This is a genomic window from Achromobacter xylosoxidans (assembly GCF_001457475.1).
Lineage (GTDB): Bacteria > Pseudomonadota > Gammaproteobacteria > Burkholderiales > Burkholderiaceae_B > Achromobacter > Achromobacter xylosoxidans.
Window position 1 is genome coordinate 2971773 of record NZ_LN831029.1, and the last position, 24064, is coordinate 2995836.

19 protein-coding genes are annotated in these 24064 nt (G+C 67.7%); 11 read left to right on the forward strand and 8 right to left on the reverse strand.

Features of this window, described 5'->3' with window-relative positions; all coding sequences use genetic code 11:
- Nucleotides 1–29: 29 nt before the first annotated feature.
- Together prfH and AT699_RS13430 are read right to left on the reverse strand one after the other, a co-directional pair.
- Nucleotides 30–653 (reverse strand): peptide chain release factor H, encoded by a 624-nt coding sequence (prfH, locus tag AT699_RS13425; protein ID WP_020927527.1) that lies wholly within the window; start codon nt 651–653, stop codon nt 30–32.
- Nucleotides 653–1789, reverse strand: coding sequence for an RNA ligase RtcB family protein (locus AT699_RS13430; RefSeq protein ID WP_024068763.1), 1137 nt, complete (start codon nt 1787–1789; stop codon nt 653–655). Before AT699_RS13430 ends, prfH begins: the two co-directional genes overlap by 1 nt.
- A 416-nt stretch (nt 1790–2205) precedes the next feature.
- On the opposite strand from AT699_RS13430, the gene AT699_RS13435 reads away from it, so the two are divergent.
- Nucleotides 2206–3183: a Bug family tripartite tricarboxylate transporter substrate binding protein gene (locus tag AT699_RS13435; RefSeq protein ID WP_020927529.1), complete on the forward strand. Its 978-nt coding sequence runs from the start codon at nt 2206–2208 to the stop codon at nt 3181–3183.
- Between the two features lie 116 nt (nt 3184–3299).
- On the opposite strand, the gene AT699_RS13440 is transcribed toward AT699_RS13435, so the two are convergent.
- From AT699_RS13440 to AT699_RS13450, 3 genes are all read right to left on the reverse strand, one after another.
- Nucleotides 3300–4076, reverse strand: coding sequence for an ABC transporter ATP-binding protein (locus AT699_RS13440; RefSeq protein ID WP_026383520.1), 777 nt, complete (start codon nt 4074–4076; stop codon nt 3300–3302).
- A gap of 5 nt (nt 4077–4081) precedes the next feature.
- Complete coding sequence (locus tag AT699_RS13445) at nt 4082–5752, reverse strand: ABC transporter permease (RefSeq protein WP_054472154.1); 1671 nt, start codon at nt 5750–5752, stop codon at nt 4082–4084.
- Nucleotides 5753–5904: 152 nt separating this feature from the next.
- Nucleotides 5905–6948 (reverse strand): Fe(3+) ABC transporter substrate-binding protein, encoded by a 1044-nt coding sequence (locus AT699_RS13450; RefSeq protein ID WP_006388240.1) that lies wholly within the window; start codon nt 6946–6948, stop codon nt 5905–5907.
- Nucleotides 6949–7247: 299 nt separating this feature from the next.
- Between AT699_RS13450 and AT699_RS13455 the strand changes: the two genes are divergently transcribed.
- The gene (locus AT699_RS13455) at nt 7248–8024 is read left to right on the forward strand and encodes a ferredoxin--NADP reductase (protein ID WP_006388241.1); all 777 of its coding nucleotides are present in this window, start codon (nt 7248–7250) and stop codon (nt 8022–8024) included.
- Nucleotides 8025–8133: 109 nt separating this feature from the next.
- On the opposite strand, the gene AT699_RS13460 is transcribed toward AT699_RS13455, so the two are convergent.
- Genes AT699_RS13460 through AT699_RS13470 form a run of 3 tightly spaced genes read right to left on the reverse strand, consistent with a single transcriptional unit; the run spans nt 8134 to nt 10905 of the window.
- On the reverse strand, nt 8134–9111 hold the full coding sequence (locus tag AT699_RS13460) for a Bug family tripartite tricarboxylate transporter substrate binding protein (protein WP_006388242.1): 978 nt from the start codon (nt 9109–9111) through the stop codon (nt 8134–8136).
- Nucleotides 9112–9166: 55 nt separating this feature from the next.
- The gene (locus AT699_RS13465) at nt 9167–9550 is read right to left on the reverse strand and encodes an AtuA-related protein (protein ID WP_006388243.1); all 384 of its coding nucleotides are present in this window, start codon (nt 9548–9550) and stop codon (nt 9167–9169) included.
- On the reverse strand, nt 9547–10905 hold the full coding sequence (locus AT699_RS13470) for an acyclic terpene utilization AtuA family protein (RefSeq protein WP_024068765.1): 1359 nt from the start codon (nt 10903–10905) through the stop codon (nt 9547–9549). The genes AT699_RS13465 and AT699_RS13470 overlap by 4 nt, the downstream gene beginning before the upstream one ends.
- A gap of 91 nt (nt 10906–10996) precedes the next feature.
- Here AT699_RS13470 and AT699_RS13475 point away from each other — a divergent pair, with 91 nt between their 5' ends.
- From AT699_RS13475 to AT699_RS13515, 9 genes are all read left to right on the forward strand, one after another.
- A complete protein-coding gene (locus tag AT699_RS13475; protein ID WP_024068766.1) occupies nt 10997–11899 on the forward strand; it encodes a LysR family transcriptional regulator in 903 nt (300 codons plus the stop codon).
- 134 nt (nt 11900–12033) lie between these two features.
- Nucleotides 12034–12420: a Rid family detoxifying hydrolase gene (locus AT699_RS13480; RefSeq protein WP_024068767.1), complete on the forward strand. Its 387-nt coding sequence runs from the start codon at nt 12034–12036 to the stop codon at nt 12418–12420.
- A gap of 36 nt (nt 12421–12456) precedes the next feature.
- Complete coding sequence (recG, locus tag AT699_RS13485) at nt 12457–14547, forward strand: ATP-dependent DNA helicase RecG (protein ID WP_006386426.1); 2091 nt, start codon at nt 12457–12459, stop codon at nt 14545–14547.
- 88 nt (nt 14548–14635) lie between these two features.
- Nucleotides 14636–15586 carry a LysR substrate-binding domain-containing protein gene (locus tag AT699_RS13490; protein WP_006386427.1) on the forward strand — a complete coding sequence of 317 codons (951 nt, stop codon included), beginning with the start codon at nt 14636–14638 and terminating at the stop codon, nt 15584–15586.
- A gap of 117 nt (nt 15587–15703) precedes the next feature.
- Nucleotides 15704–16204 carry a Dps family protein gene (locus AT699_RS13495; protein WP_006386428.1) on the forward strand — a complete coding sequence of 167 codons (501 nt, stop codon included), beginning with the start codon at nt 15704–15706 and terminating at the stop codon, nt 16202–16204.
- 799 nt (nt 16205–17003) lie between these two features.
- Entirely contained in the window at nt 17004–18263 is a 1260-nt protein-coding gene (locus AT699_RS13500; RefSeq protein ID WP_006386429.1) for a nucleotide sugar dehydrogenase, read from the forward strand.
- Nucleotides 18264–18306: 43 nt separating this feature from the next.
- Nucleotides 18307–20787 carry a capsular polysaccharide biosynthesis protein gene (locus AT699_RS13505; protein ID WP_020927536.1) on the forward strand — a complete coding sequence of 827 codons (2481 nt, stop codon included), beginning with the start codon at nt 18307–18309 and terminating at the stop codon, nt 20785–20787.
- Complete coding sequence (locus AT699_RS13510) at nt 20784–22844, forward strand: glycosyltransferase (protein ID WP_006386431.1); 2061 nt, start codon at nt 20784–20786, stop codon at nt 22842–22844. Before AT699_RS13505 ends, AT699_RS13510 begins: the two co-directional genes overlap by 4 nt.
- A gap of 57 nt (nt 22845–22901) precedes the next feature.
- The gene (locus AT699_RS13515; RefSeq protein WP_006386432.1) at nt 22902–24062 is read left to right on the forward strand and encodes a polysaccharide biosynthesis/export family protein; all 1161 of its coding nucleotides are present in this window, start codon (nt 22902–22904) and stop codon (nt 24060–24062) included.
- Nucleotides 24063–24064: the final 2 nt, after the last annotated feature.

A 24064-nucleotide genomic window follows, 5' to 3' on the forward strand; every position in this document is an offset into this window, starting at 1 on the left:
GCGCCCGGCGGCTCCGGCCGATTCGACGCCTATCGGGCTTTCAGCAACTCGAACGCCTCTCCCTTGAACACGCGCGCGGGGCCGCCCCGTGCCACCTCGTGGTGGAATTGCCGCCGCCGGGCGCGTTCCGTGGCGTGCGCGGCCTGCTCGTGTTGGGCCAGCCGATGCGCGATCAGCAGCGCGGCGATGCGCTTGTTGGCATGCTGGCTGCGTTCGGACTGCACCTTCACGCTGATGCCCGTTGCCACGTGCGTCGCGCGCACCGCGGATTCCGTCTTGTTGACGTGCTGGCCGCCCGGCCCGGATGAACGCGTCGTTTCGAAGCGTATTTCCGCGTCGAGGCGGCTGGCGGGCGGGTCGCAGCGCAAGGCGCCGATGAACCAGTTCTTGCGTTGATGGCCAGGGCGATAGGGGCTGGGGCAGATCCACTGGATCGATCCCTCCCAGCACGCGGCCAGGCCGGCCGCGCCGGGGCCGTCCAGGGCCAGCAGCACCGAGCGGTACGTGCCGGCCTTGGCGCCGCTCTCCCGTTCGAGGATATCGACGCCAACGCCACGGGCCTCGGCCTCGCGCAACAGGTAGGCGAGGGCCTTGGCGACCGCCAGGCAGCATTCGTCGGGCCCCTGGGCCGCGGATAACTGTAGCAGCATCATCAGCAGCACTCCCCCCGGGTCTTGTAGGTCAACACCGGGCGCAGCCTGGCCAGCACCGTCAGCAGGCCCGCTTGCTGCAGGCTGGCGATGATGCTGTCCACGGGCTTGTAGGCTTCCGGCGCTTCCTCGTAGATCAGCTGCCTGTCCTGGCATATCACGTGGCTGCCCAGCCGGGTCTTGCTCAGTTGCGCGGGGCTGTAGCGTTTGAACAGCCGGTCCTTGCACTCGCTGCGCATCCATTTTCGGCCCGCGCCGTGCGCCAGCGAGAACAGGCTGGCCTCGCTGGCGATCGGCGCCACCAGATAGCTGAAATCGCCGCGCGAACCGGGGATGATGACCGGTCCGCCGTCGGACGGGGTCGCGCCCTTGCGGTGCAGCCAGCCCGCTTCTCCGGCGATGGTGGCCGGGGTCACCAGGTTGTGGTCGACATCCAGTACCTGTTCGCCGTCCACGCCCCAGCGCGCCAGCATGCGGCGCGCAATCAGGTGGCGATTGGCTTGCGCGAACCGCAACGCGTCGTCGTGTTGCGCCAGGTAATCCCGGCATGCGGCGCTGTCCTGCTCGAGGCCGTCATGGCCATGGCGACGGACATGTTCCTCCAGGATCGAGCGGCCCAGGCCGCGCGAACCGCTGTGCACCAGCAGCAGCAGCTTTTTCTCGTCGATGCGCAAGGCCGCCAATGCCTGCGCATCGTGGATTTCATCGATGCACTGCAACTCGGCGAAGTGGTTGCCGCCGCCGATGGTGCCCAGCGCCTGCCGATGGCCCACGCCGGCGGGCGCCAGTTCCGACACCAGTGCCTGCCACGTGTCGTCCAGCGGTTCGTCGATGTTGCGCAGCCGCTTGTCGAGCTTGTCCGGCGCGACTTTGCGGCTTTCCAGGTTGGTCGACCAGAGCGCCATGCCGCAGCCGATGTCGCCGCCGATCAAGGCCGGATACAGGCGGCCGAGCGAGAAGAACGCGGCGCCCACTGGATAGCCGCGTCCGGGATGCAGGTCCGGCATGCCCGCGACGCGGCGCATGCCGGCGAGCCTGGCGGTGGTGTGTAGTTGTTGGATCGCGTTGCCTTCGATCCAGGTGTCGTCCGAGGCGATCAATGTGACGCGCTCGGACAATGCTTGAATGCAATTGCCCATGGAAATTCCAGATTAGGTCATGAGAAGGGCTGCTCTCATTGCGATACGAATGAGAGACCCTGTCAGGCAGGTCCGGGCCAGGGCAATGCGAACGGTCTGCCGCTATGAGCGGCAAGGAAATTCGAACGTGCTAGACGCGGCCTGCAACGGCGGAAGTCTGTTGTTGCATGGTGCTTTCCTCCTGTGCAGTCGGTGGGTATGGGCGGGGCCGCGCATCGGGCGCGGCGCCTCGGGGCTGGCGAAGCCGGGACGCAATCAAGGCGCCGCTTGCCGGGAAGTCGGCACTGTATCACCGATCGCGGCGGATGGATCGGGGCGCGCGCGAAGAACCGCGATTTCGTTCTTCATGGCGTCTGAATTGCGCCACACAGTATGATGCGCATCCCTAACGTGATAACAATCGGGATGGAGACATCATGCAACGTTTTACCCTGAACGCGCTGCGCGGCCTGGCCGCGCTGGCGCTGGTCCACGGCGCCGCCGTGGCGCAGGCCGCCGGCTATCCGGCCAAGCCCATCGTGTTCATCGTGCCGTACACCGCCGGCGGCACCACCGACCTGGTGGCGCGCACCGCCGGCGCCAAGGTGGCCGAGAAACTGGGCCAGCCCGTCATCGTCGAGAACCGTCCCGGCGCGGGCGGCAACATCGGCATGGATGCGGTGGCCAAGGCCGCGCCGGACGGCTACACCATCGGCTTCGGCGCCATCTCCACCAATGCGCTCAATCCCTTCGTCTATCCGTCGATGCCGTTCGACCCGACCAAGGACTTCACCGGCATCAGCATGCTGGGCGCGTCCTCGGTGGTGCTGGAAACCGGCCCGTCGCTCAAGGCCGACAGCGTCAAGGACCTGGTGGCCTACGCCAGGCAGCATCCTGGCACCGCCTTCGGCACGCCTGGCACCGGCACCTCGATGCACCTGGCCGGCGTCATGTTCGACCAGCTCACCGGCGCCGGCATGCAGCACATACCCTACAAGGGCAGCGCGCAGGCGCTGAACGACCTGCTGGGCGGCCATCTGCCGATCATGTTCGACAATCTGCCGGCTTCGCTGCCGCACATCAAGTCGGGCAAGGTCCGCGCGCTGGCCGTCACCGGCAGCAAGCGCGCGCCGGCGCTGCCGGACGTGCCGACGCTGGCCGAACTGGGCTACGGCGGGGCGGTGGTGGACCCGTGGTTCGCGGTCTATGGCCCGGCCAGGATGCCGGCGGAAATCACCAACGCGTTGAGCGAAGCCTTCCAGGCCGCGCTGGCGATGCCGGACGTCAAGGACAAGCTGGAGCAAGCCGGCTTCATGCCCTATGGCTCGACGCCGGCGGAAGTGGAGCGCCTGACGCGCAGCCAATACGAGTCGTTCAAGGCGCTGTCGCAGAAGGTGAAACTGTCGGCTGACTGATCGGCACGTCGTCGGCGCGTGCCGCGCGGTTGGCCGAACCGGTCGCAAGCGCTGACTGCGGGCGCGATCACCGCGTGTCGCGCCCTTGCCGCGGGCGCGGCGAACCGGCTGGAAGATCAGCGGCCGCGGGCGAACACCTGCTCGCGCTGTTCCACCAGCGCTTCACGGCGGATGAAGTCGCGCACGAAGTCGTCGGCCGGGTGGTGGTGCAGGTTGTAGGGCGTGTCCCATTGCGCGATGCGCCCGGCCGCCATGACGCCGATGCGGTCGGCGATGGCGAAGGCCTCGGCCTGGTTGTGCGTCACCAGGATGGCGGTGTGGCCCGTGGTCTTCAGGATCTCCCGCACCTCGAAGGCGAGGCGTTCGCGGGTGTCGACGTCCAGATTCGAGAACGGCTCGTCCAGCAGCAGCAGGTCGGGCGAGGGCGCCAGGGCCCGCGCCAGCGCCACGCGCTGCTGCTGGCCGCCGGAGATCTCGTGCGGATAACTGTTGGCGGCGTGCGCCAGGCCCACCAGGGCCAGCATCTCTTCGACGCGGCGAGCTCGCTCGGCGCGTTCCAGGCGGCGCAGGCCGAAGGCAACGTTTTGCGCCACCGACAAGTGCGGGAACAGCGCGTAGTCCTGGAACATCATGCCGACGCGACGTTTTTCGGGGGCGACCTGTTCGGCAGGCGAGGAAATGACCGCGCCATCGAGCAGGATGCGGCCGGCGCGCACCGGTTCGAAGCCGGCGATGGCGCGCAGCACGGTGGTCTTGCCGCAGCCGGATTCGCCCAGCAGGCAGCCGATGTGGCCGGCGGGCAGGCCCAGCGTCAGGTCCTGCACCACGGGCCGCAGGCCCTTGGGGGTGTCGTAGGCCAGCGAGATGTGATCGAGTTCAAGCAGTTCGGGCACGATGTTCAATGTCCCATTTTCAGATTGGTGCGGGCCAGCAGGATGACGGGCAGCAGGCCGGCCAGCACGATCGCCAGCGCGGCGACCGCGCCTTCCTCGTAGGTGCCGCGGGCCGCTTCGGCATAGAGCCAGGTGGCGAGCGTGTCGAAATTCATGGGCCGCAGCAGCAGCGTGGCCGGCAATTCCTTCATGGCGTCCACGAACACCAGCAGCGCGCTGGCCGCCAGCGCCGGGCGCAGCAGCGGCAGGTGGACGCGGCGCAAGGTGCCCGCCGAGCTTTCGCCCAGCAGCCGCGAGGCCTGTTCCAGCGACGGCGGAATGCGCGCCAGGCCGGCTTCGAGCGCGCCGGTGGAGATGGCCAGGAAGCGGATGGCATAGGCGCACACCAGCGCCGCCATCGAACCCATCAGGAACAGGCCGCTGCCGCCGAAGACCTTGGCCACCGCGGTGTCGATCCAGACGAAGGGCGTGAGCAGGCCGATGGCCAGCACGGTGCCCGGCACGGCGTAGCCCAGGCTGGCGACGCGGGCGCAGGCGCGGCCCGGATTGAAGCCGGCGCTTTCGCGCAGCGTGCGGCCGGCCCAGGCCACGACCAGACCGCAGACCAGCGTGACGAGGGTGGCGCTGAACGCCACGATCAGCGTGTTGCCCAGTCCGTTGAGCAACTGGCTGGAAACGCCGCCCACCAGGTGCAGCCGCTTGTAGGTCTCGACGACCAGATACAGCGCCGGCGCGGCGAAGCCGACCACCACGGGAATCCAGCCCAGCACCGCCGCCAGCACGGCGGCCGCGCCGCGCAGCCGCCGCGGCTGCATCGGCCGCATGCGTTGCGTGTTGGCGTAGCGCTGGCGCTTGCGGCCATGGCGTTCGAGCAGGATCAGGCCGATGACGATGGCCAGCATGGTCAGCGCGATCTGCGCCGCGCCGGCCAGATCGGAACGCGTGACCCAGGTGGTATAGACCGATACGGTCAGCGTCTGCACGCCCAGGAATTCCGAGGCGCCGATGTCGTTCAGGGTTTCCAGCAGCGCCAGGCTGACGCCCACGACGATGGCCGGCCGGGCCAGCGGCAGCGCCACCCGGAAGAACACGGCATAGCGGCCGGCGCCCAGCGTGCGGGCCGCTTCCAGCAGGCTGGCCGCCTGCGTCATGAACATGACGCGGGTGCTCAGGTAGACATAGGGATACAGCACGAAGCCCAGCACGAAGATGGCGCCGTAGATCGAGCGCAGGTCCGGCAGCCGGAACTGGCGCGGGCTGTCGTAGCCCAGCAGCGCGCGGATGCCGCTCTGGATCGGGCCGATCGGATGCAGCAGGTCGAGATAGGCGAAGGCGATGATGTAGGTCGGCACCGCCAGCGGCAACAGCAGCGCCCAGGTCAAGGCGCGCCGCGAGGGGAATTCGTAGGCCGTCACCAGCCAGGCCGAGCCGGTGCCCAGCAATGTCACCAGCACGCCGACGCCGGCCAGCAGCACGGCGGTGTTGGCCAGCGCCTGCGGTAGCACGTAGGTGGCTAGGTGCCGCCAGTGCGACAGATCGCCGCCCAGCGCCCACCAGACCAGGGTGAGCACCGGCGCCAGCACCGCCAGGCCGATCAGGGCGGCGCCGGCCAGCCAGCCGGTGCCGCGTTCAGCCCAGCGCAAACGCAGTGGCCGGGGCAGGGAATCTGTATGCATGCTTCAGAAGGTTTACTGCGGGGAAGACGCCGCGCGGGCGGCGCCTATAGTAGCGTCAAGGCCTGCCGTCGCCCGTCCGGGTGTTTTCCGGGCGAGCAAGGGCAGGCCTGAGTGCCGCGAGACGGCGCCCGTGGGCGCCGCCTGGCTGCGGTTTAGTTGTCGAAACCGACCTTGTCCACCAGCTCGCTGGCTTGCTTGCGGTACTTGGCGATCTCGGTCAGGGGCAGGGGATCGACCTTCAGTTCGCCGAAGCTGGCGATGACCGGGTCGAGCTTGACGCCCTTGCGCACCGGGTACTCGTAGTTGGCCTGCGCGTACAGCGCCTGCGCCGGCTCGGACACCAGGAAGTCGAGCAGCTTGATGGCGTTGGCCTTGTTGGGCGCATGGGCCGCCACGGCGGCGCCGCTGACGTTCACGTGGGTGCCACCGCTCTTCTCGTTGGCGAAGGTCGGGCGGACCACCTTGATGGCGTCGCCCCACTTGCGCGCGTCGGTGCCGGGTTCGGCGTTCTTCATGTGGCCGACATAATAGGCGTTGGCCAGGCCGATGTCGCAGATGCCGCCCAGGATGTCGCGGGCCACGTCGCGGTCGCCGCCGGCGGCCTTGCGGGCCAGGTTGGCCTTGACGCCGCGCAGCCACTTCTCGGTGGCCTCGGCGCCGTCATGGGCGATCATGGAGGCGACCATGGCGGTGTTGTAGGGATGCTGGCCCGAGCGGATGCAGACCTTGCCCTTCCATTTCGGGTCGGCCAGGTCCTCGTAGCGGAAGGATTCCAGCTTCAGGTCCTTTTCGACGTACAGCACGCGGTCGCGCAGCGACAGGGCGTACCATTTGCCATCGGCGCCGCGCAGGTTGGCGGGGATGACCGATTCCAGCGTCTGCGACTTGATCGACTGCGTCACGCCGCCGTCCACCAGGTCGAGCAGGTTGCCGATGTCGACGGTCATGAGGACGTCGGCGGGCGACTTGGCGCCCTCGGCCTTGACGCGTTCGAGCAGGCCGTCCTTGACGAAGACGGTGTTGACCTTGATGCCGCTTTCCTTGGTGAAGGCGTCCAGCAGCGGCTGGATCAGCTTCGGTTCCCGGGTGGTGTAGAGGCTGACTTCCTCGGCCGCGTGGGCCGGGACGGCGAAGGCGGCGGCGCCGGCCAGGGCCAGGGCGCGCAGCAGGGTGGTCATTTGGGGACGCTTGGACATAGGGACTCCGGCAAAGCGGTCTGCTAACGAAAATGATTATCAAGTCAGAGCGGGACGATAACAGGAAGTTTTATCGTATTCAACTCAATGTAAGACTGTGCATAAGACCCTTGATCCCCATCAATACGGCATAAGGGTATTACGGAATAATGAGAGCAATTATCATCAAGTCCCTGTAGAATAGGGACAACCCTAATGCCGGGCGCGTCTTTTGTGCGCCATGGCGAACCCCTCGCGGAACGAGCCGAGGCCGTTGCGGTTTCCCGTCGACCCCTGGTTCCGCCCTTACTAGATACGACATGGCTGCTTTCAATACCGAGCGCGTGCTGAGCGTGCACCACTGGAACGACACCCTGTTCTCCTTCACCACCACGCGTGACGCGGCCCTGCGGTTCCACAACGGCCACTTCGTCATGATCGGCCTGGAAGTCGAAGGCAAGCCGCTGCTGCGGGCGTACAGCATCGCCAGCGCCAATTACGAAGAGAACCTCGAATTCCTCAGCATCAAGGTGCAGAACGGTCCGCTGACCTCGCGCCTGCAGCATCTGAAGGAAGGCGACACCATCCTGGTCAGCCGCAAGCCGGTCGGCACGCTGGTGGTCGACGACCTCAAGCCCGGCAAGCACCTGTTCCTGTTCGGCACGGGCACGGGCCTGGCGCCCTTCATGAGCATCATCAAGGATCCGGACGTCTACGAGCGCTTCGACAAGGTCATTCTGGTGCATGGCGTGCGCTGGGTCAGCGAGCTGGCCTACGCCGACTTCATCGAGAACGAACTGCCCAACAACGAGTTCTTCGGCGACGTGGTGCGCGAAAAGCTGGTCTATTACCCGACCGTCACGCGCGAGCCGTTCCGCAACCAGGGCCGCATCACCGAGCTGATGGAAAACGGCAAGCTGTGTGAAGACATCGGCATTCCCCAGATCAACCCCGAAACCGATCGCGCCATGATCTGCGGCAGCCCGCATATGCTGGCCGACATCAGCGCCATGCTGGACAAGCGCGGTTTCGTGGTGTCCCCGGGCGTCGGTCAGCCGGGCGACTACGTGGTCGAGCGCGCCTTCGTGGACAAATAAGGCGCGGTCCTTCCTTCGTGGCAAAAAAGCCCCGTTGCACATGCGACGGGGCTTTTTGTTTCCGGCGTTGCGATAAAGGCGGCAGCGCGGGCGCGCCGCCCCGGGGACGTCATTCGGGCTGGATGCCGGCCTTCTTGATGATGTCGCCCCACTTCTTGGACTCAGCCTGCTGGAACCGCGCCAGTTCGTCGGGCGTGGAACTGGCCGGGTCGGTGCCGGTCTGGGCATAGAACTGCTTGGCCGGAGCGCTCTGCGTGGCCTTGACCAGCAGCTCGTTCAGGCGCTTGACCACGTCCGGCGGGGTGCCGGCCGGCGCGTAGGCCGCGAACCAATAGCCCATCTCGTAGCCCGGCACGCCGGACTCGGCGATGGTGGGCACGTCCGGCGCCAGCGGCGAGCGTGCCTGGCCGGTCACGCCCAGGGCCCGCAGCTTGCCGGACTTGACCTGTGGCAGGCCCGTGGCGGTGTCGGTGATCATCATGTCGATCTGCCCGCCCAGCAGGTCGGTGACGGCCAGCGGGTTGCTCTTGTAGGGCACGTGCAGCAACTGCACGCCGGCCATTTGCTGCAGCAGTTCGCCGGCGATGCGGCTGCTGGAGCTGCCGCTGCCGAAGCTCAGCTTGCCGGGCGACTGGCGCGCCTGCGCCAGGAAGTCGCCCACCGACTTGGCGGCCGAGTTGGGGTTGACCACCATGATCTGGCCGCCCTTGCCGAGCAGCGAGATCGGCGCGTAGTCCTTGACCGGGTGGTAGGTCAGCGTCTTGTACAGATGCTCGTTGGCGGCGTGGGTGGTGTTGGTGGTGATCAGCACCGTGTAGCCGTCGGGCGCGGCGCGGGCCGCGGTGGCGGCGCCGATCATGGCGCTGGCGCCGGGCTTGTTCTCGATCACCACGGCCTGGCCGGTCTGCTCGGTGACGCCCTGGCCGATGGCGCGGCCGATCTGGTCGGTGGCGCTGCCGGCCGCGAACGGCACGATGAAGGTGATCGGCTTGGCGGGAAAGCCCGTCGCCGCCGTGCCCTGGGCCAGGGCCGTCAGCGGCAGGGCCGCCAGCAGCAGGGCCAGCCGGCCCTTGAGGGTAAAGCGCATGGTGTGTCTCCTGTCGTGTGTTGTGTGTTGTTGTGGTGGTGAGGGACTGCGGGGGTCAGGCGGGGGCGGGGTGGTCGCCCGCGATGTCGGGCAGGCGGGCGGCCAGCGCGGGGCTGACCTGGACCGTCATGTCCAGCAAGCGGAAGGAAAGGCTTTTGCCGTGCGCGTCCAGATTGAGCGCGTCGTTCACGCCGCCGTCCAGCACGCCTTCGAGCACGAAGTTCATGGCGTGCAGGGTCGGCAACAGGTAGCGGGTGACGCGGGCCGGTCGGCGATAGCCGAACCAGGCGGCCACGCGCGCTTCGGTGACCTGCTCGGCCAGCACCTCATAGCATTCGGGATCCCAGGCGATGAGGCTGAGGTTGGAGGTGTCGCCCTTGTCGCCGGAGCGGCTGTGGCCCAGGCGGTACAGGGGCACGGAGGTCAGGGCTGGGTTCATTGCGGGATCTCGTCCAGGAAGCGCCAGCCGCTGGTTACGGCCTCGCGGGGAATGGTGCAGGACACCATGTTCAGGCGCGGGCGCAGCGCGGTGCGCACGCCGCCGCCGCCGGCCGGGCCGCAGGTATAGAGCGCCGTGACCTCGCGCAGCACGCGTTCGGCGATGGCGCGCTCGGCGTGCTCGCCGGCGATGCGCAGGCGCACGTCGCGCGCCTGGCCGCCGGGATGGTCGTGGCGCAGGGCGCCCGTGTCGTTGTCCAGGATGCTGATGGCGCCGATGAGGTCGGCGCGCAGGCGCAGCGCCGATCCGAGACGCTTGTGCACGATGTCGGCGGCCAGCCGCGCGCGCGCCTCGGCCTGCACGCCGGCGTATGAAATTTCGGCCTCGGCCAGCCAGCCGCCGTGGTGGCAGACGTTGACCTTGAGTTCGGCCGGGCGCGCGTGGCCGGTGATGCCGCGCACGGCGACACGGTCGCGGCCCAGTTCCTCGACGCGCGCCTGGCTCAGGTCGGCGGTCACGTCGGGGGTCAGGTAGCGCGCGGGATCGTGCACCTCGTACAGCAGTTGTTCCTTGACCGTGCGGGCGTCCACCATCCCGCCGGTATCGGCGGCCTTGCCGATGACGAACTCGCCGTCGGCGTGGATCTCGGCGATGGGAAAGCCCGCGGCATGCACGTCCGGCACTTCCTTCAGGCCCGGCACGCAGAAGTAGCCGCCGGTGACCTGCAGGCCGCATTCGAGCATGTGGCCGGCCATGGTGGCGCGGCCCAGGCGCGGCCAGTCATCGTGGCGCCACCCGAAGTGGGCCAGCGCCGGACCCAGTGTCAGCGACGGGTCGGCGACGCGACCGGCGACGACGATCTGTGCGCCGGCGGCCAGCGCCTGCGCGATCTCGGTGGCGCCCAGGTAGGCCGTGGCGCTGACCACCTCGACCCCGTCCAGCGCCGCGCCCAGGCGCTGGCGCAGCAGGTCGCGCTGGTCTGGCGTGTCGAGGGCGTCGCCATGGATCACGGCGATGCGCGGCGCCGGCAAGCCCTGTTGCGCGGCCAGCTCGGCGATGCGGCGCGCGGCGCCGACCGGGTTGGCGGCGCCGAAGTTGCTGACGATGGCGATGCCGTGGCGCAGGCAGTCGGCCAGAACCGGCGCCACCAGCTCGTCCAGCAGCGGCTCGAAGCCGCGGCGGGGGTCGGCATTGCGCGCCAGTTGCGCCAGCGCCAGGGTGCGCTCGGCCAGCGTTTCGAAGATCAGCGTGCCGCCGCCCCGGGCGGCCAGCGTACACACCACGGCGGCGGCGCCGTCGCTGCGGTCGCCCGAGAAGCCGGAGGCGCAGCCGATGAGCAGGGGAGAGGAAGGCATAAAAGTCGCGTAGGGGAAGCCGGAGCCCACTATAGGCAGCGCCCGCTCATCCGTAAAATAGAAATATCGGATCAATTAATCCAGAAAAGCCATGAATCTATCCGCCCGGCAATTACGCGCTTTCGTGGCCCTGGCCGACGAAAGGCACTTCACCCGCGCCGCCCAGCGCTGCCACCTGACGCAGCCGGCCTTCAGCGCGTTGATCCGCCAGTTGGAAGACAGCGCTGGCCTGCGCCTGTTCGATCGCAATACCCGCAACGTGGAATTGACGGCGGAAGGGCGCGTGCTGGATGCCTCGGCGCGCCGCCTGCTGGCCGACATGGACCTGGTAATGGAAGACCTGCGCGACCACGCGGCCCGTCGCCGCGGCCGGGTGGCGCTGGCCGCGCTGCCGTCGCTGGCGGCGGGCTGGCTGCCGCCGCTGCTGGCGCGGTTCCGCGAGCAGCATCCGGGTATCGCGGTGGACCTGCGCGACGCCTTGCTCGATCCGTGCCTGGACATGGTGCGCGACGGCCAGGTGGATTTCGCGGTGGCGTCGAGGCGGCCGGACATGAGCGACCTGGACAGCGAGTTCCTGCACGCCGACCGCTATTTCCTGGTGTGCCGCGCCGACCATCCGCTGGCGGCGATGGCGCGGGTGCGGCTGCGCGACGTGGCGCGCCATGCGGTGATCCAGCTGGCGCGCAACAGCAGCGTGCGCAAGCATCTGGATGCGGCCTTCGGCGCCGATGCGCCGCCGCCGGTGTTCGAGGTCGAGCACCTGGCGACCGTCACGGGACTGGTGCGGGCCGGCCTGGGGGTGGCGGTGGTGCCGGCGATGACGCTGTTCCATTTCGGCGGGCCGGACCTGCGCATCGTGCCGCTGGCGGGCAAGGCGCTGCTGCGGCCGCTGTACCTGGTGTGGCGCCAGGGGCGCAGCCTGCCGCTGGCGGCCCAGGCGCTGTACGACCTGCTGTGGGCCAGCCGGGCGGAGATTGGCGCGGCGTTCCGATGACGGATTGCCCTTGCGCGCCGTGAAGTGTGGGTAACATGGAAGGCTCGGGTCGGCTCGCATGAGCCTTTCGCAAAACCCTATTGCCGATTAAAATCCGATAGTTGTAGCTATCCGTCACCAGAAGGATTCCGCCCATGAGCAAGCAAATCATCCATACCGACGCCGCGCCCGCCGCCGTCGGCCCTTACTCGCAAGCGGTTGCCGTCAGCGGCTCCAAGACCGTCTATCTGTCGGGCCAGATCGGCCTCGAACCCGGCACCGGCGACCTGGTCTCCGAGAACTTTGATGCGCAGGTGCGCCAGGCATTCGCCAACATGACCGCGGTGGTCGAGGCCGCCGGCGGCACGCTGGACCAGGTGGTCAAGCTGACGCTGTTCCTGACCGACCTGGGCAAGTTCACCGCCGCCAACGCCATCATGGCCGAGCTGATTCCGCAGCCGTTCCCGGCCCGTTCGACGGTGGGCGTGGCCAGCCTGCCCAAGGGCGCCCAGTTCGAGGTCGAGGCCATCCTGGTCCTGTAACGCCACCACGCGTTTTCCCAGGGGTTTCATCCCGATATGCCGGCCGCGGCCGTGGCTACCAAGCGATCCGGCGCCGATACCAAAGGCGCCGGCAAAGCCATGACGGATACGGAGCGCAAGCTGCGTAACCTGGGTCTGGTGCTGCCCGAGGACTTCGTGCTGCACCTGCCGCTGCGCTACGAGGACGAGACCCGGGTGATCCCGATCAGCCAGTTGCGCCCCGGCTTCGCCGGCCAGGTCGAAGGCGAGATCACCAAATCCGAAGTGCTCTACCGGCCGCGTCGCCAGCTCACCGCCACCTTGGCGGACGACAGCGGCGAACTGCAATTGCGCTGGTTGAATTTCTATCCCAGCCAGCAAAAGCAGGTCACTGTCGGCAAGCGGCTGCGCGCGCGCGGCGAAGTGCGCGGCGGCCTGTTCGGACGCGAGATGGTGCATCCGCGCCTGACCAATGCCGACGCGCCGCTGCCCACCGCCCTGACGCCGGTCTATCCCAGTACCGAGGGCCTGCCGCAGCTGACGCTGCGGCGCGCCATCGCCCAGGCGCTCGACCGCGCCGACCTGTCCGATACCCTGCCGCCGCAAGCGCTGGCGCGCTACGACCTGCCGCCGTTCGCGCCGGCGATCCGCGCGCTGCACACGCCGGCGCAGGGCGAATCCGAAGCGGCGCTGCTGGACCGGGTGCATCCGGCCTGGCGTCGCATCAAATTCGATGAACTGCTGGCCCAGCAGCTGTCGCTGGCGGCGGCGCGCGCCGCGCGCCGGGTCAAGGAGGCCGAGGTGCTGCCCGTGCGCGACGAGCCGGGCGGCCTGGTGGACCGGCTGTACCAGGCGCTGCCGTTCAAGCTGACCGGCGCCCAGCAGCGCGTGGTGGCCGAGATTTCGGCGGACCTGGCGCGGCCGTACCCGATGCACCGCCTGCTGCAGGGCGACGTCGGCAGCGGCAAGACCGTGGTCGCCGCCATCGCCGCGGCCCAGGCCATTGCCGGCGGCGCGCAGGTGGCGTTGATGGCGCCCACCGAGATCCTGGCCGAACAGCATTTCCGCAAGCTGGTGTCGTGGCTGCAGCCGCTGGGCGTGAACGTCGCCTGGCTCAGCGGCAGCCTGACCGCCAAGGCGCGCCGCGAGGCCGCCGCCGCCGCGGCCGACGGCAGCGTGCAACTGGTGGTGGGCACGCAGGCGCTGATCCAGGACCATGTCGAATTCCAGCGCCTTGGCCTGTCGATCGTCGATGAGCAGCACCGCTTTGGCGTCGGCCAGCGACTGGCGCTGACGCGCAAGGGCGAGACGGTGCGCGGCCGCATCGTGCCGCATCAGCTCAACATGAGCGCCACGCCGATCCCGCGCACGCTGGCCATGACCTTTTTTGCCGACCTGGACGTGTCGGTGATCGACGAACTGCCGCCGGGGCGCACGCCGGTGCTGACCAAGCTGGTGTCGGACGCGCGCCGCGAGGAAGTCATCGCCCACATCGCGCAGGCCGCGCGCGGCGGACAGCAGGCGTATTGGGTCTGTCCGCTGGTCGAGGAAAGCGAAGCGCTGGAACTGCAGACCGCCGTCGATACCTACGAAGGCATGCGGGTGGACCTGCCGGACCTGCGCATCGGCCTGGTGCATGGGCGCCTGCCGCAGGCCGAGAAGGCGGCGGTGATGCAGGCCTTCCGCGAGGGCGAGATCGACCTGCTGGTGGCCACCACCGTGATCGAGGTCGGGGTGGACGTGCCCAATGCCTCGCTGATGGTCATCGAACACGCCGAACGCTTCGGCCTGGCGCAGCTGCACCAGTTGCGCGGCCGGGTGGGGCGGGGCACCGCCGAATCGGTCTGCGTGCTGCTCTACCAGACGCCGCTGTCGCAGGTGGCGCGCGAACGCCTGCGCGCCATGTTCGAAACCTCGGACGGTTTCGAGATTGCGCGCCGCGACCTGGAGCAGCGCGGCCCCGGCGAATTCCTGGGCACGCGCCAGTCGGGCATGGCGCTGCTGCGCTTTGCCGATCTGGAAACCGACGCCGAGATCGCCGAACAGGCGCGCGATGCCGCGGTCTGGCTGCGCGCCGAACATCCCGCCGCCGTCGAGGCGCACCTGGCCCGCTGGATGCGGGGCCGGGAAGACTTCCTGCGCACCTAGGCCCCAGCGGATGAATGCCACCATGACCTTCCCATTTTCCAGCGCCGCCCGCCGGGCGCGCGCTCAACTCCCGGGGGCGTAGTCCACCATGACTCTCACCGAACTGAAATACATCGTGGCCGTGGCGCGCGAGCGCCATTTCGGCCGGGCGGCCGAGGCCTGTTTCGTCAGCCAGCCCACGCTGTCGGTGGCGATCCGCAAGCTCGAGGACGAACTGGGCGTGACGCTGTTCGAGCGCGGCGGCGCCGAAGTGGGCGTCACGCCCATCGGCCAGCGCATCGTCGCCCAGGCCCAGAAGGTGCTGGAAGAGAGCGCCAGCATCAAGGAGATCGCGCGCCAGGGGCACGACCCGCTGGCCGGCCCGTTGCGGGTCGGAGTGATCCATACCATCGGCCCGTATCTGTTGCCGCGCCTGGTGCCGGTGCAGATCGGCCGCACCCCGCAGATGCCGCTGCTGCTGCAGGAGAACTTCACCGTGCGGCTGGTGGAGCTGCTGCGCCAGGGCGAGATCGATTGCGCCATCATGGCGTTGCCGCTGCCGGAAGCGGGGCTGGTGATGCAGCCGCTGTACGACGAGCCATTCGTGGTGGCGGTGCCGCAAGACCACGAGCTGGCGCAGCGCGAATCGATCGACGCGCAGGACCTGAAGCAGCAGACCATGCTGCTGCTGGGCAGCGGCCACTGTTTCCGCGACCAGGTGCTGGAGGTGTGTCCGGAACTGTCGCGCTTCTCGGCCGCCAGCGACGGCATCCAGCGCACCTTCGAGGGCTCTTCGCTGGAGACGATCCGCCACATGGTGGCCGCGGGCATCGGCGTGACGGTGCTGCCGGTGACGGCGGTGCCGGAGCAGCCGCCGTCCAACAGCCTGCTGCGCTACCTGCCGTTCGAGGGCCACGTGCCCGAGCGCCGCGTGGTGCTGGCCTGGCGCCGCAGCTTCCCGAGGCTGGCGGCGATCGAGGCGCTGGCCCAGGCGGTGTACGAATGCGAGCTGCCCGGCGTGCGGATGCTGTCGGACGAAGCCGCGGCCGTGCAGGATTGAAATTGCGAGCGCATTTGCGCTCGATCAAGCCGCCTCGCGCCGGCCGGCCTTTGGGCCGGATTGTCGCAATCGCGGTGTTATCCTCGTTTTGTCTACCAACCCCACAGGGAGCTAGCAATGGCAAAGTCCTCCAAGAAGACCCCCAGCGTTCCGCGCATCAACATCGGCATTTCGGACAAGGACCGCGCCGCCGTCGCCGGTGAACTGTCCAAGCTGCTGGCCGACTCGTACACCTTGTACCTGATGACGCACAACTTCCACTGGAACGTCACGGGGCCCATGTTCAACACGCTGCACTTGATGTTCATGACCCAGTACACCGAGTCGTGGAACGCGCTGGACAGCATCGCCGAACGCATCCGCGCGCTGGGCCACTACGCCCCGGGCACGTATCGCGAATACGCCAAGCTGTCGTCCATCGCCGAGCCCGAGTCCGTGCCGGAAGCCCTGGAGATGGTGCGCCTGCTGGTCAACGCCAACGAATCGGTCGCCAAGACGGCCCGCGCCGCCTTCGAGAAGGCCGATGCCGCCAATGACCAGCCCACCGCAGACCTGCTGACCCAGCGCCTGGACGTGCACGAAAAGAACGCCTGGATGCTGCGCAGCCTGCTGCAATAGGCCGGGCGGCGCCTGGCCGGCGCCAGCGGCATGCCAAGCCCCCGGGGACCTTGCGGTTCCCGGGGGCTTTTTCATGCGGCCGCGCTCCGGTTTCCCGCCGGGACGCCGGGCGCATTATCCGGAAGGCGGGGCGGGTATATGCGCGGATCGGCGGCCACCCTTTGGCGCACTTGTTCGAATGTGTAATCCACCGGCCTGTCATCGGTGGAAGTCATTTCAATATCAGGACAGATTTCCGGGTACGCCACTCGCGGGCGCATATGCCACGGCCTTTGGAAATGGTCAATCGGCGTGAGTATTTTCGATTCCCTTCTAGCACGATATTTTTTGGAAATTCGGACGCCATCCGTGACTTGAAGTTGCAATAAAGACATTTATCCCAGGGCGCTTACTGCTGCTCCCGAACGAATGCTCATTCCTTGCAGTTTTATTAAGCCAAGATAAGAAAACGACTTTATATATTTGCTAACAAGACAAACGATCTCATTCATTTCAAATTGTGTTGGAAAAGAGATTATTTCAGGGATTTCCCCACGTTTATTACGACCTCGGCGACTTATTTCCATAGCATCGAAAACTTTTAGAAAAAAATTTGCTGTCTGCCCGGCCTACGATTCGTTGGCTCGCTACCCGACCGTATGACGGGGTATCGAGATGTAATCAATTTTGAGCAACGCGTCCACCCCGGGCAGGCAAATGCGGTGCGATTCCGCATCGATTCGGTAATGCCCGGGTGTCGGTTTCTAGTGTCTTCGACACGACGAAAACAGTGAGGTCCCCCGTGGTAAAGAGAATCGCAGTGTGCGGTCTAGGATATGTCGGCCTGCCCGTGGCCGTGGCATTTTCCAGGCGTTTTGATGTCGTCGGCTTTGATGTGGACAAGCGGCGGATCACGAGCCTGAAAGAGGGTGAGGACTGGACCGGCGAGATCGAGCGTGATGCATTGCTGGCTTCCCCCATGCAGTTCACCGACCAGGTGAGCGAATTGGAAGGGTGCGATTTCTTCGTCGTGGCCGTGCCGACGCCCGTCGACGAGAAAAATAATCCTGATTTTTCCCTGCTGGTGCGCGCCTGCCGGTCGATCGGCCCGGTGCTGCGTCCCGGCTGCATCGTGGTTTTCGAATCCACCGTGCACCCCGGCGCGACCGAGGAAATCTGCGGTCCGGAGCTGGAAAAGGCATCGGGCCTGCGCTGCGGCGTGGATTTCAAGCTCGGCTATAGCCCCGAACGGATCAATCCGGGCGATCGCGAGCATCCGCTGGAGAAGATCGTCAAGATCGTGTCCGGCCAGGACGAGGAATCGCTGGAGATTATCGCGGGCGTCTACGAGCAGATCATCGACGCGGGCGTGCATCGCGCCTCTTCCATCAAGGTGGCCGAGGCCGCCAAGGTGCTCGAAAACACGCAGCGCGACATCAACATCGCGCTGATGAACGAGATGTCGAAGATCTGCGACCTGGTCGGCATCCGCACCGCCGAGGTGCTGGCAGCGGCGGGCACCAAGTGGAACTTCCTCAAGTTCACGCCCGGCCTGGTCGGCGGCCACTGCATCGGCGTGGATCCCTACTACCTGACGTCCAAGGCGCAGGAGCTGGGCTACCACCCCGAGGTCATCCTGTCGGGCCGCCGCATCAACGACGGCATGGCGGGCCACGTGGCCTCGCGCGTGGTGCAGACCCTGGCGCGCAATGGTCGCCTGAACGCCTCGACCCGGGTCGGCATCCTCGGCATGACGTTCAAGGAAAACGTGCCGGACATCCGCAATTCGAAGGTGGTCGATCTGTATCGCGCGCTGGGCGACTACGGCATCACGCCGGTGGCCTGCGACCCGATGGTCGACGTGGAACAGATGCGCCATGAGTACGGCATCAGCCTGGTGGAGCGCGACCAGTTCCGCGACATGGACGTGCTGATCCTGGCCGTGCCGCACCGCGAAACCATGGACACCATCTGGGAAGACCTGCCGCACCTGGTCAAGGCCGGCGGCATGGTGTGCGACCTGAAGTCGGTGCTGGACAGCCGCCGGCTTCAGTCCGACCTGTTGTACTGGACGCTCTGAGTCCAGGCCCGCCGCAACCCATCAAACACAGGAGAGGCCCGGAATGACAGCCTTTACCATCGCTCCGATCGGCACCTGCCGCATCCATACCCCGCTGCGCGATGCCGTGGCGCGCTACCCGATCAAGCAACAGCTCGGGCGCAACTACGGTTTCGTGCACACCAGCGCCGAGGCGCTGCAGCAGGCCCGCTTCATGTTCGGCCAGGCCGAGATTCCCACCGACGTGCAGCGCGTGATCTTCCGTCCGTCGAACGGCGAGCAGGCCCGGCGCGGCGTGCACAAGCCGGCCGACCTGTATATGGTCGAGCTGTCCTCGCGCAAGCTGCTGACCGTCGGCGGCTATCCGATCCAGTCCAACTACCTGGGGCGCTACTTCAGCGAGTTCTTCGCCGACCGGGCGCGCACCCGCGCGTTCTGGGCGCAGGCCAGCGACGAACGGCTCGCCGAGCGGCGCGCATGGCTGGACCAGGATCCCGTCTTCAAGAGCCTGTCGGCGGACAATCGGGACCTGCTTGCCCGCATCGTCAAGCGTGAGCAGACGGACGACGAGATCGAGCAGCAGATGCAGCAACTGGTCGACCTGCTGGGCCGGGACAAGGTGGTGTTCGTCACGCACGTCAACGCCATGACGCCCGACAACGTGCCGATCGAACAACGCGCCCAGCTGATCGCCGCGGTGACCGCCAGCGCCCAGCGCATCGGCGTGCCTTGCTACGATCCGACGCCGCTGATGAACAAGATCGGGCAGGCCGACGCGATGGAAGATGGCGGGCTGGACCTGACGCACTACACCCCGCTGTTCGCCGAACGCCTGTACACCGAGTGGTTCAAGACCTTCGTGCGTCCGCGCCTGAGCGCCTCCACCCCGCAGTTGAGCGTGCCCAAGCTGGGCGCCGAAGAAAGCGCGGAGCGCATCGAGAAGATCTGGGACGCGGGCGAGCTGCGCGAAGCCTCGCGCCGCCTGCGCGACGTGCTGCGCCGCCATCCGGGCCTGCCCGACCACACGCTGCTGTTCGCGCGCATCCAGGAAGAGCTGGGCGACTACGAAGGATCGCTGGCGCTGCTGGGCGGCGCGGACGGCACGCTGGCCACCGGCAGCAAGGCCGAGCAGATCCTGATGCGCAACCACTTCAAGCTGGGTCGCTATGACCTGGCGCACTCGCTGGCCGCCGGCCTGCTGGGCGACGAGATCGAGACGCCGGAAATCGTGCGCATCGCGGCGATTTCGGCCGGTCACCTGGGATTCGTGGACGAAGCCCTGGGCAACTGGAAGCAGCTGTTCCGCATTTCCGCGCCGCAGGACGCGACCGCCACGGAGGCGGCCGACACCGTGCTCTCGCTGCTGCAGGCCGGCAGCGATATGGACGCCACCCTGCGCTGGGTCCATGAAGTGCGCGCCGCGATTCCGTCGCATGGCCGCAGCTTCGCCATGCTGTGGCGCGACCGGTTGATCGCCGGGGACCGTACGGGGCTGCGAGCGCTGGCGTCCGAGTCGCCCACGCTCAAGGACGTGGAGGCGCTGGAACTGGTCAAGGAAGCGACCTGGCGCGGATGCATCATGGCCGCCGCCGCGCTGGCCGTGTCCTGCAAACTGGCCGACAGCGAGCAGGAGGACATTTCGGCCTGGCTGCGCGCGCAGTCCACGGCCTGGGCGGAAGAGGGCGCGCAGGCGCTGGAAGAAGGCCGCCTGCGCGATGCCGCCGAGCGCATCTGCGCGCACCGCCTGCTCAACCCCGACGCCCTGGCCGGCGTGCGCGCGCAGCGCGCCTTCGAGCGCGCCATGCGCCTGGGCGTGCGTGCGGCGCTGGTGGCGGGCAACCACAAGGAAGTGATCGACCTGACCGACATCGCGCTGGACACCGGCGTCGAGTTCCCGGAACTGCATGCGATGCGCGGCCGCGCGGCCGACGCGCTGGGCGACAAGCAGACCGCCATGCGGCACCTGGAGCAGGCCGCCGCCAACGAATCCGCGCCTTTCAGCACGCAGCTGCATTTCGCGCGGGTCGCGTTCAACGGCGGCTGGTTCGGCGAGGCCATCGACGCCTACAAGATGGTGCTGGCCCATGGCTCGGCCGACCAGAGCGCCAAGGAGGAAGCCGAACGCCAGCTGGGAAGGCTGGGACCGCGCGCCATCCGCGGCGCCCGCGAAATCCTGTCGGCGGGCGATCCCAAGGCGGCCTGGAACCTGCTCGAGCGCGTGGCGCAGTCGTGGCCGCAGATGACGGAAGTCGACCACGAGAAGCGGCGAATCCTGGCCGTGCTGTACGCCGAATCGCGCGCGCTGGACTCGTCCAGCACCACCGAGCGCCTGGCGCTGGGTGAGCGCATCCTGCAGCTGGTGCCGGACGATCCCATCGGCCTGCGCCTGGCCGCGGTCGGCGCCATGCGGCTGCACCGCTTCGAACAGGCCTTGCCCTACTGGCGCGCGCTCCAGGAACGTTCCGACAATCCGGCCCAGTACGACCACTACATCCAGCGCTGCCTGGTGTGGATCGACAAGGCCAACCGCAGGAAGGCCGCATGAATCCGCCACTGACTACCGAACGCAAGAACACCGCGTCCGACCTGCAGGAGGTCAAGACGCGGCTGGAGGAAATCGTGGCGGCGTCGGGACGGGTCCAGGTGGCGCAGGCGAACCTGGTCGACGCGCAAGCCCTGGCGCGCGGCCACATGGCCGACTCCAAGGTGCGCTTCCTGCTGCTCCGGCTGAAGGAAGCGGCCGGCCTGAACGAGGGCATGGCCGAGCAATGGGCCACGCTGCTGCGGGAGTGCCCGGACGACCTGGAGATCGTGCGTTATTGCGCGACCCGGCTGGTCAAGGAGCGCCGCGTCGACGACGCGCTGGCGCTGGTCGAGCGGCACCTGCCCGAGTCCACGGACAATCCGTCGCGGCTGTTCGCCCGCGCCAAGCTGCTGAGCGATATCCGCGCGCATGAGCAGTCCGACGAGCTGTTCCGCCGGCTGATCCTGCAGCATACGGACCGCAACATCCGCGTCGAGTTCGCCAAGCGCCTGCGCAAGCGCGGCCTGCTGGCGGACGCCTTCGACGTCATCGCGCCCGTGGCCAAGCATCTTGCGCCGGGCAGCAAGGCGGCGGAACTGGCCGACGGCCTGGCCAGCGACTACGCCTTCTATCAGCGCCTGGAGCCCGAAGCCGCGCTGGCCGGCAAGGACATCAGGATCGTCTCGATGAAGCATGCGATCCTGCATTTCCGCAATCGGCAGATTCCGGAATACTCGCCCGACAAGCCCGTCTCGGTCGCGCTGGTGACCGGCAGCCTGGGGCCCGGCGGCGCCGAACGGCAGCTGACGCGGCTGGCCGGGGAACTGGCCCGCATGGCGGATACGCCCGCCCCGCGGCCCGCCGACGTGCCGATGAAGCCGGAAAAAGTCGAGGTGCTGGTCAAGCAGCACACCGAGCCGGCCGGTTCCACCAAGAAGCAGGGGCTGGACTTCTTCCTGTCGGTGCTGGTCAAGGCGCGGATTCCGGTCACGGAAATCAACAAGCTGCCGGCGATCTCGGTGGCCCACCAGTCGGTGCCGGACGGCAGCCTGAGCCGGCTGCTGGAACAGTTGCCGCCGCCGGTCCACTACGGCGTGACGCGATTGGCGCCGGTGTTGCGCGCCAACACCTTCGACGTGGTCAGCCTGTGGCAGGACGGCACGTGCCTGTTCGGCGCCCTGGCGGCGCTGCTGGCCGGCGCGCCGACCATCCACCTGGTGTTCCGCGGCCTGCCGCCGAACATCCGCAAGGACCGCTTCCGCGAGGAGTATCCTGAGCTGTACCAGGCGCTGGCGCAGGTGCCCGGCGTGCATTTCGTCAGCAACAGCCGCAAGGCCGCCGAGGCCTACGCGGAGTGGCTCGGCATTCCCATCGTGCGCTTCCACGTGCTGTACAACGGCGTGCCGGACCTGGCCACCGATGCCGCGGCGACGGACCAGGAAAAGTGGCGCGCCTTCCAGGAAAGCACCGCCGACGCGACGGAGACCATCGGCGGCGTGTTCCGCCTGGAGCCGGACAAGCGGCCGCAACTATGGATAAAGCTCGCGGCGCTCTACCTGAAGCAGCGTCCGCAGGCGCGCTTCGTCATCGTCGGCGACGGCCGCCTGCACGAGAACATCGTGGCGCTGGCGCAGGAATTGTGCGTGATGGACCGGTTGCTGCTGGTCGGCTTGTCGAACCACGTGGGCTACTGGTATTCGCAGATGGATGCCAAGGTGCTGCTGTCGCGCTACGAGGGCCTGCCCAACGTGCTGATCGAAGCCCAATTGCTCGGCGTGCCGGTGGTCTCGACGCCGGCCGGCGGGGCGGGCGAGTGTTTCGAGGAGGACCAGACCGGCCACCTGCTGGGCGATGTCGAACATCCGGACCTGCACGAGGCCTGCGACAAGGTCGCCTCGATCGTGGATCGGGTGCGCGCCGACGCGAGCCTGAGGGCGCAAAGCCGCCATCGGGCGCAGACCCTGTTCTCGCTGGAGGCCATGCTGGCCAAGTTCCTGAGCCTGTGCATGCCGGCCATGCCCGAGTCGGAGAACGACGAGAGCATGGATATGCCGCCGATGCGCCTGATGCAGGCCTGAACGCCCGCCTTACCCAGGTCCCCTCCAGGTCCCCTGGTTTCGAAGATAAAGGAAACTATGCAAATGAACGTCCCGGCCGCGGGCCCGCGCCGCATCGCGGCGCCGGCCCTGCTGCTGATTACCGTGCTTACGCTCAGCGGCTGCCAGTTGCCGCGTTCCGGCCCCATGCTCAGTGAGGTGACAGGCGCCCACGACGCCAAGGACGTGGTCGTGATGCAGGCCTCGCGCGAGCTCGCGCGCGCGAGCCGGGTTGCCGAGGTCTCGGATTTTCCCGTGCGCTACCGCGACCTGACCCAGGCCGGTTTCGACCGCCTGGTGCCGGGCGACGGCGTCAACGTGAAAGTGTGGGAGCGCGGCGGGCTGGGCGTGTTCACGGCGGACCCGTCCGGCGTGAGCGACCTGGGCAACCAGGAACTGGACCGCAACGGCAATGTCGCGTTTCCCATTCTCGGCAAATTCCAGGCCGGCGGCATGACGCTGGCGCAACTGCACGACGCCATCGTCGGGCGCCTGAGCCGGCTGGTGGCCGGCGCCGACGTCAGCGTGACGCGCGTGGCCGACGCCCGCGGACAGATGGTGACGGTGCAGGGCAACCTGACCAAGCCGGGCATGTATCCCATCACGCAGACCGCCCAGCGCCTGAGCAGCGCGCTGGCGCAGGCCGCGCCGGTGCAGACCAATCCGGAGCAACTGGTCGTCAGCCTGCGACGCGACAATCAGGTCGCCTCGGTGCGCCTCTCGGACATCTACCGCAACCAGAACAACGACATCCTGCTGCGCCCGGGCGATGTCATCACCGCGTATGAATCGCGCGAGTTCCTGACGGTGCTGGGCGCCGCCGGCAACCAGGGCCGCGTGGCGATCAGCAAGCGCAACTACAGCGTGCTGGACGCGCTGGCCGACGCCAGGGGCCTGGATGACAAGACGGCGGACCCGCGTTCGGTCTTCCTGTTCACGCCCGCGCAGGCCGGCGTGGACGGCAAGCCGGACCTGCTGCCGGTGGTGTACCAGTTCGATCTCACGCGCGCCGAGCAGGTGGCGCTGGCGCGCGAATTCAGCGTGCACGAGGGCCAGGCGATCTATATCTCCGACGCGCCGTTCACGCAGGTGCAGAAAGTGCTTTCGGCGTTCCGCGTGACCATGAGCGCCGGCTTCAGCGCGACGCGCGCCATCGACTCCGACTCCGGCTCGAGTTCCTCCAGCGGCGTCAGCCAGTAGCG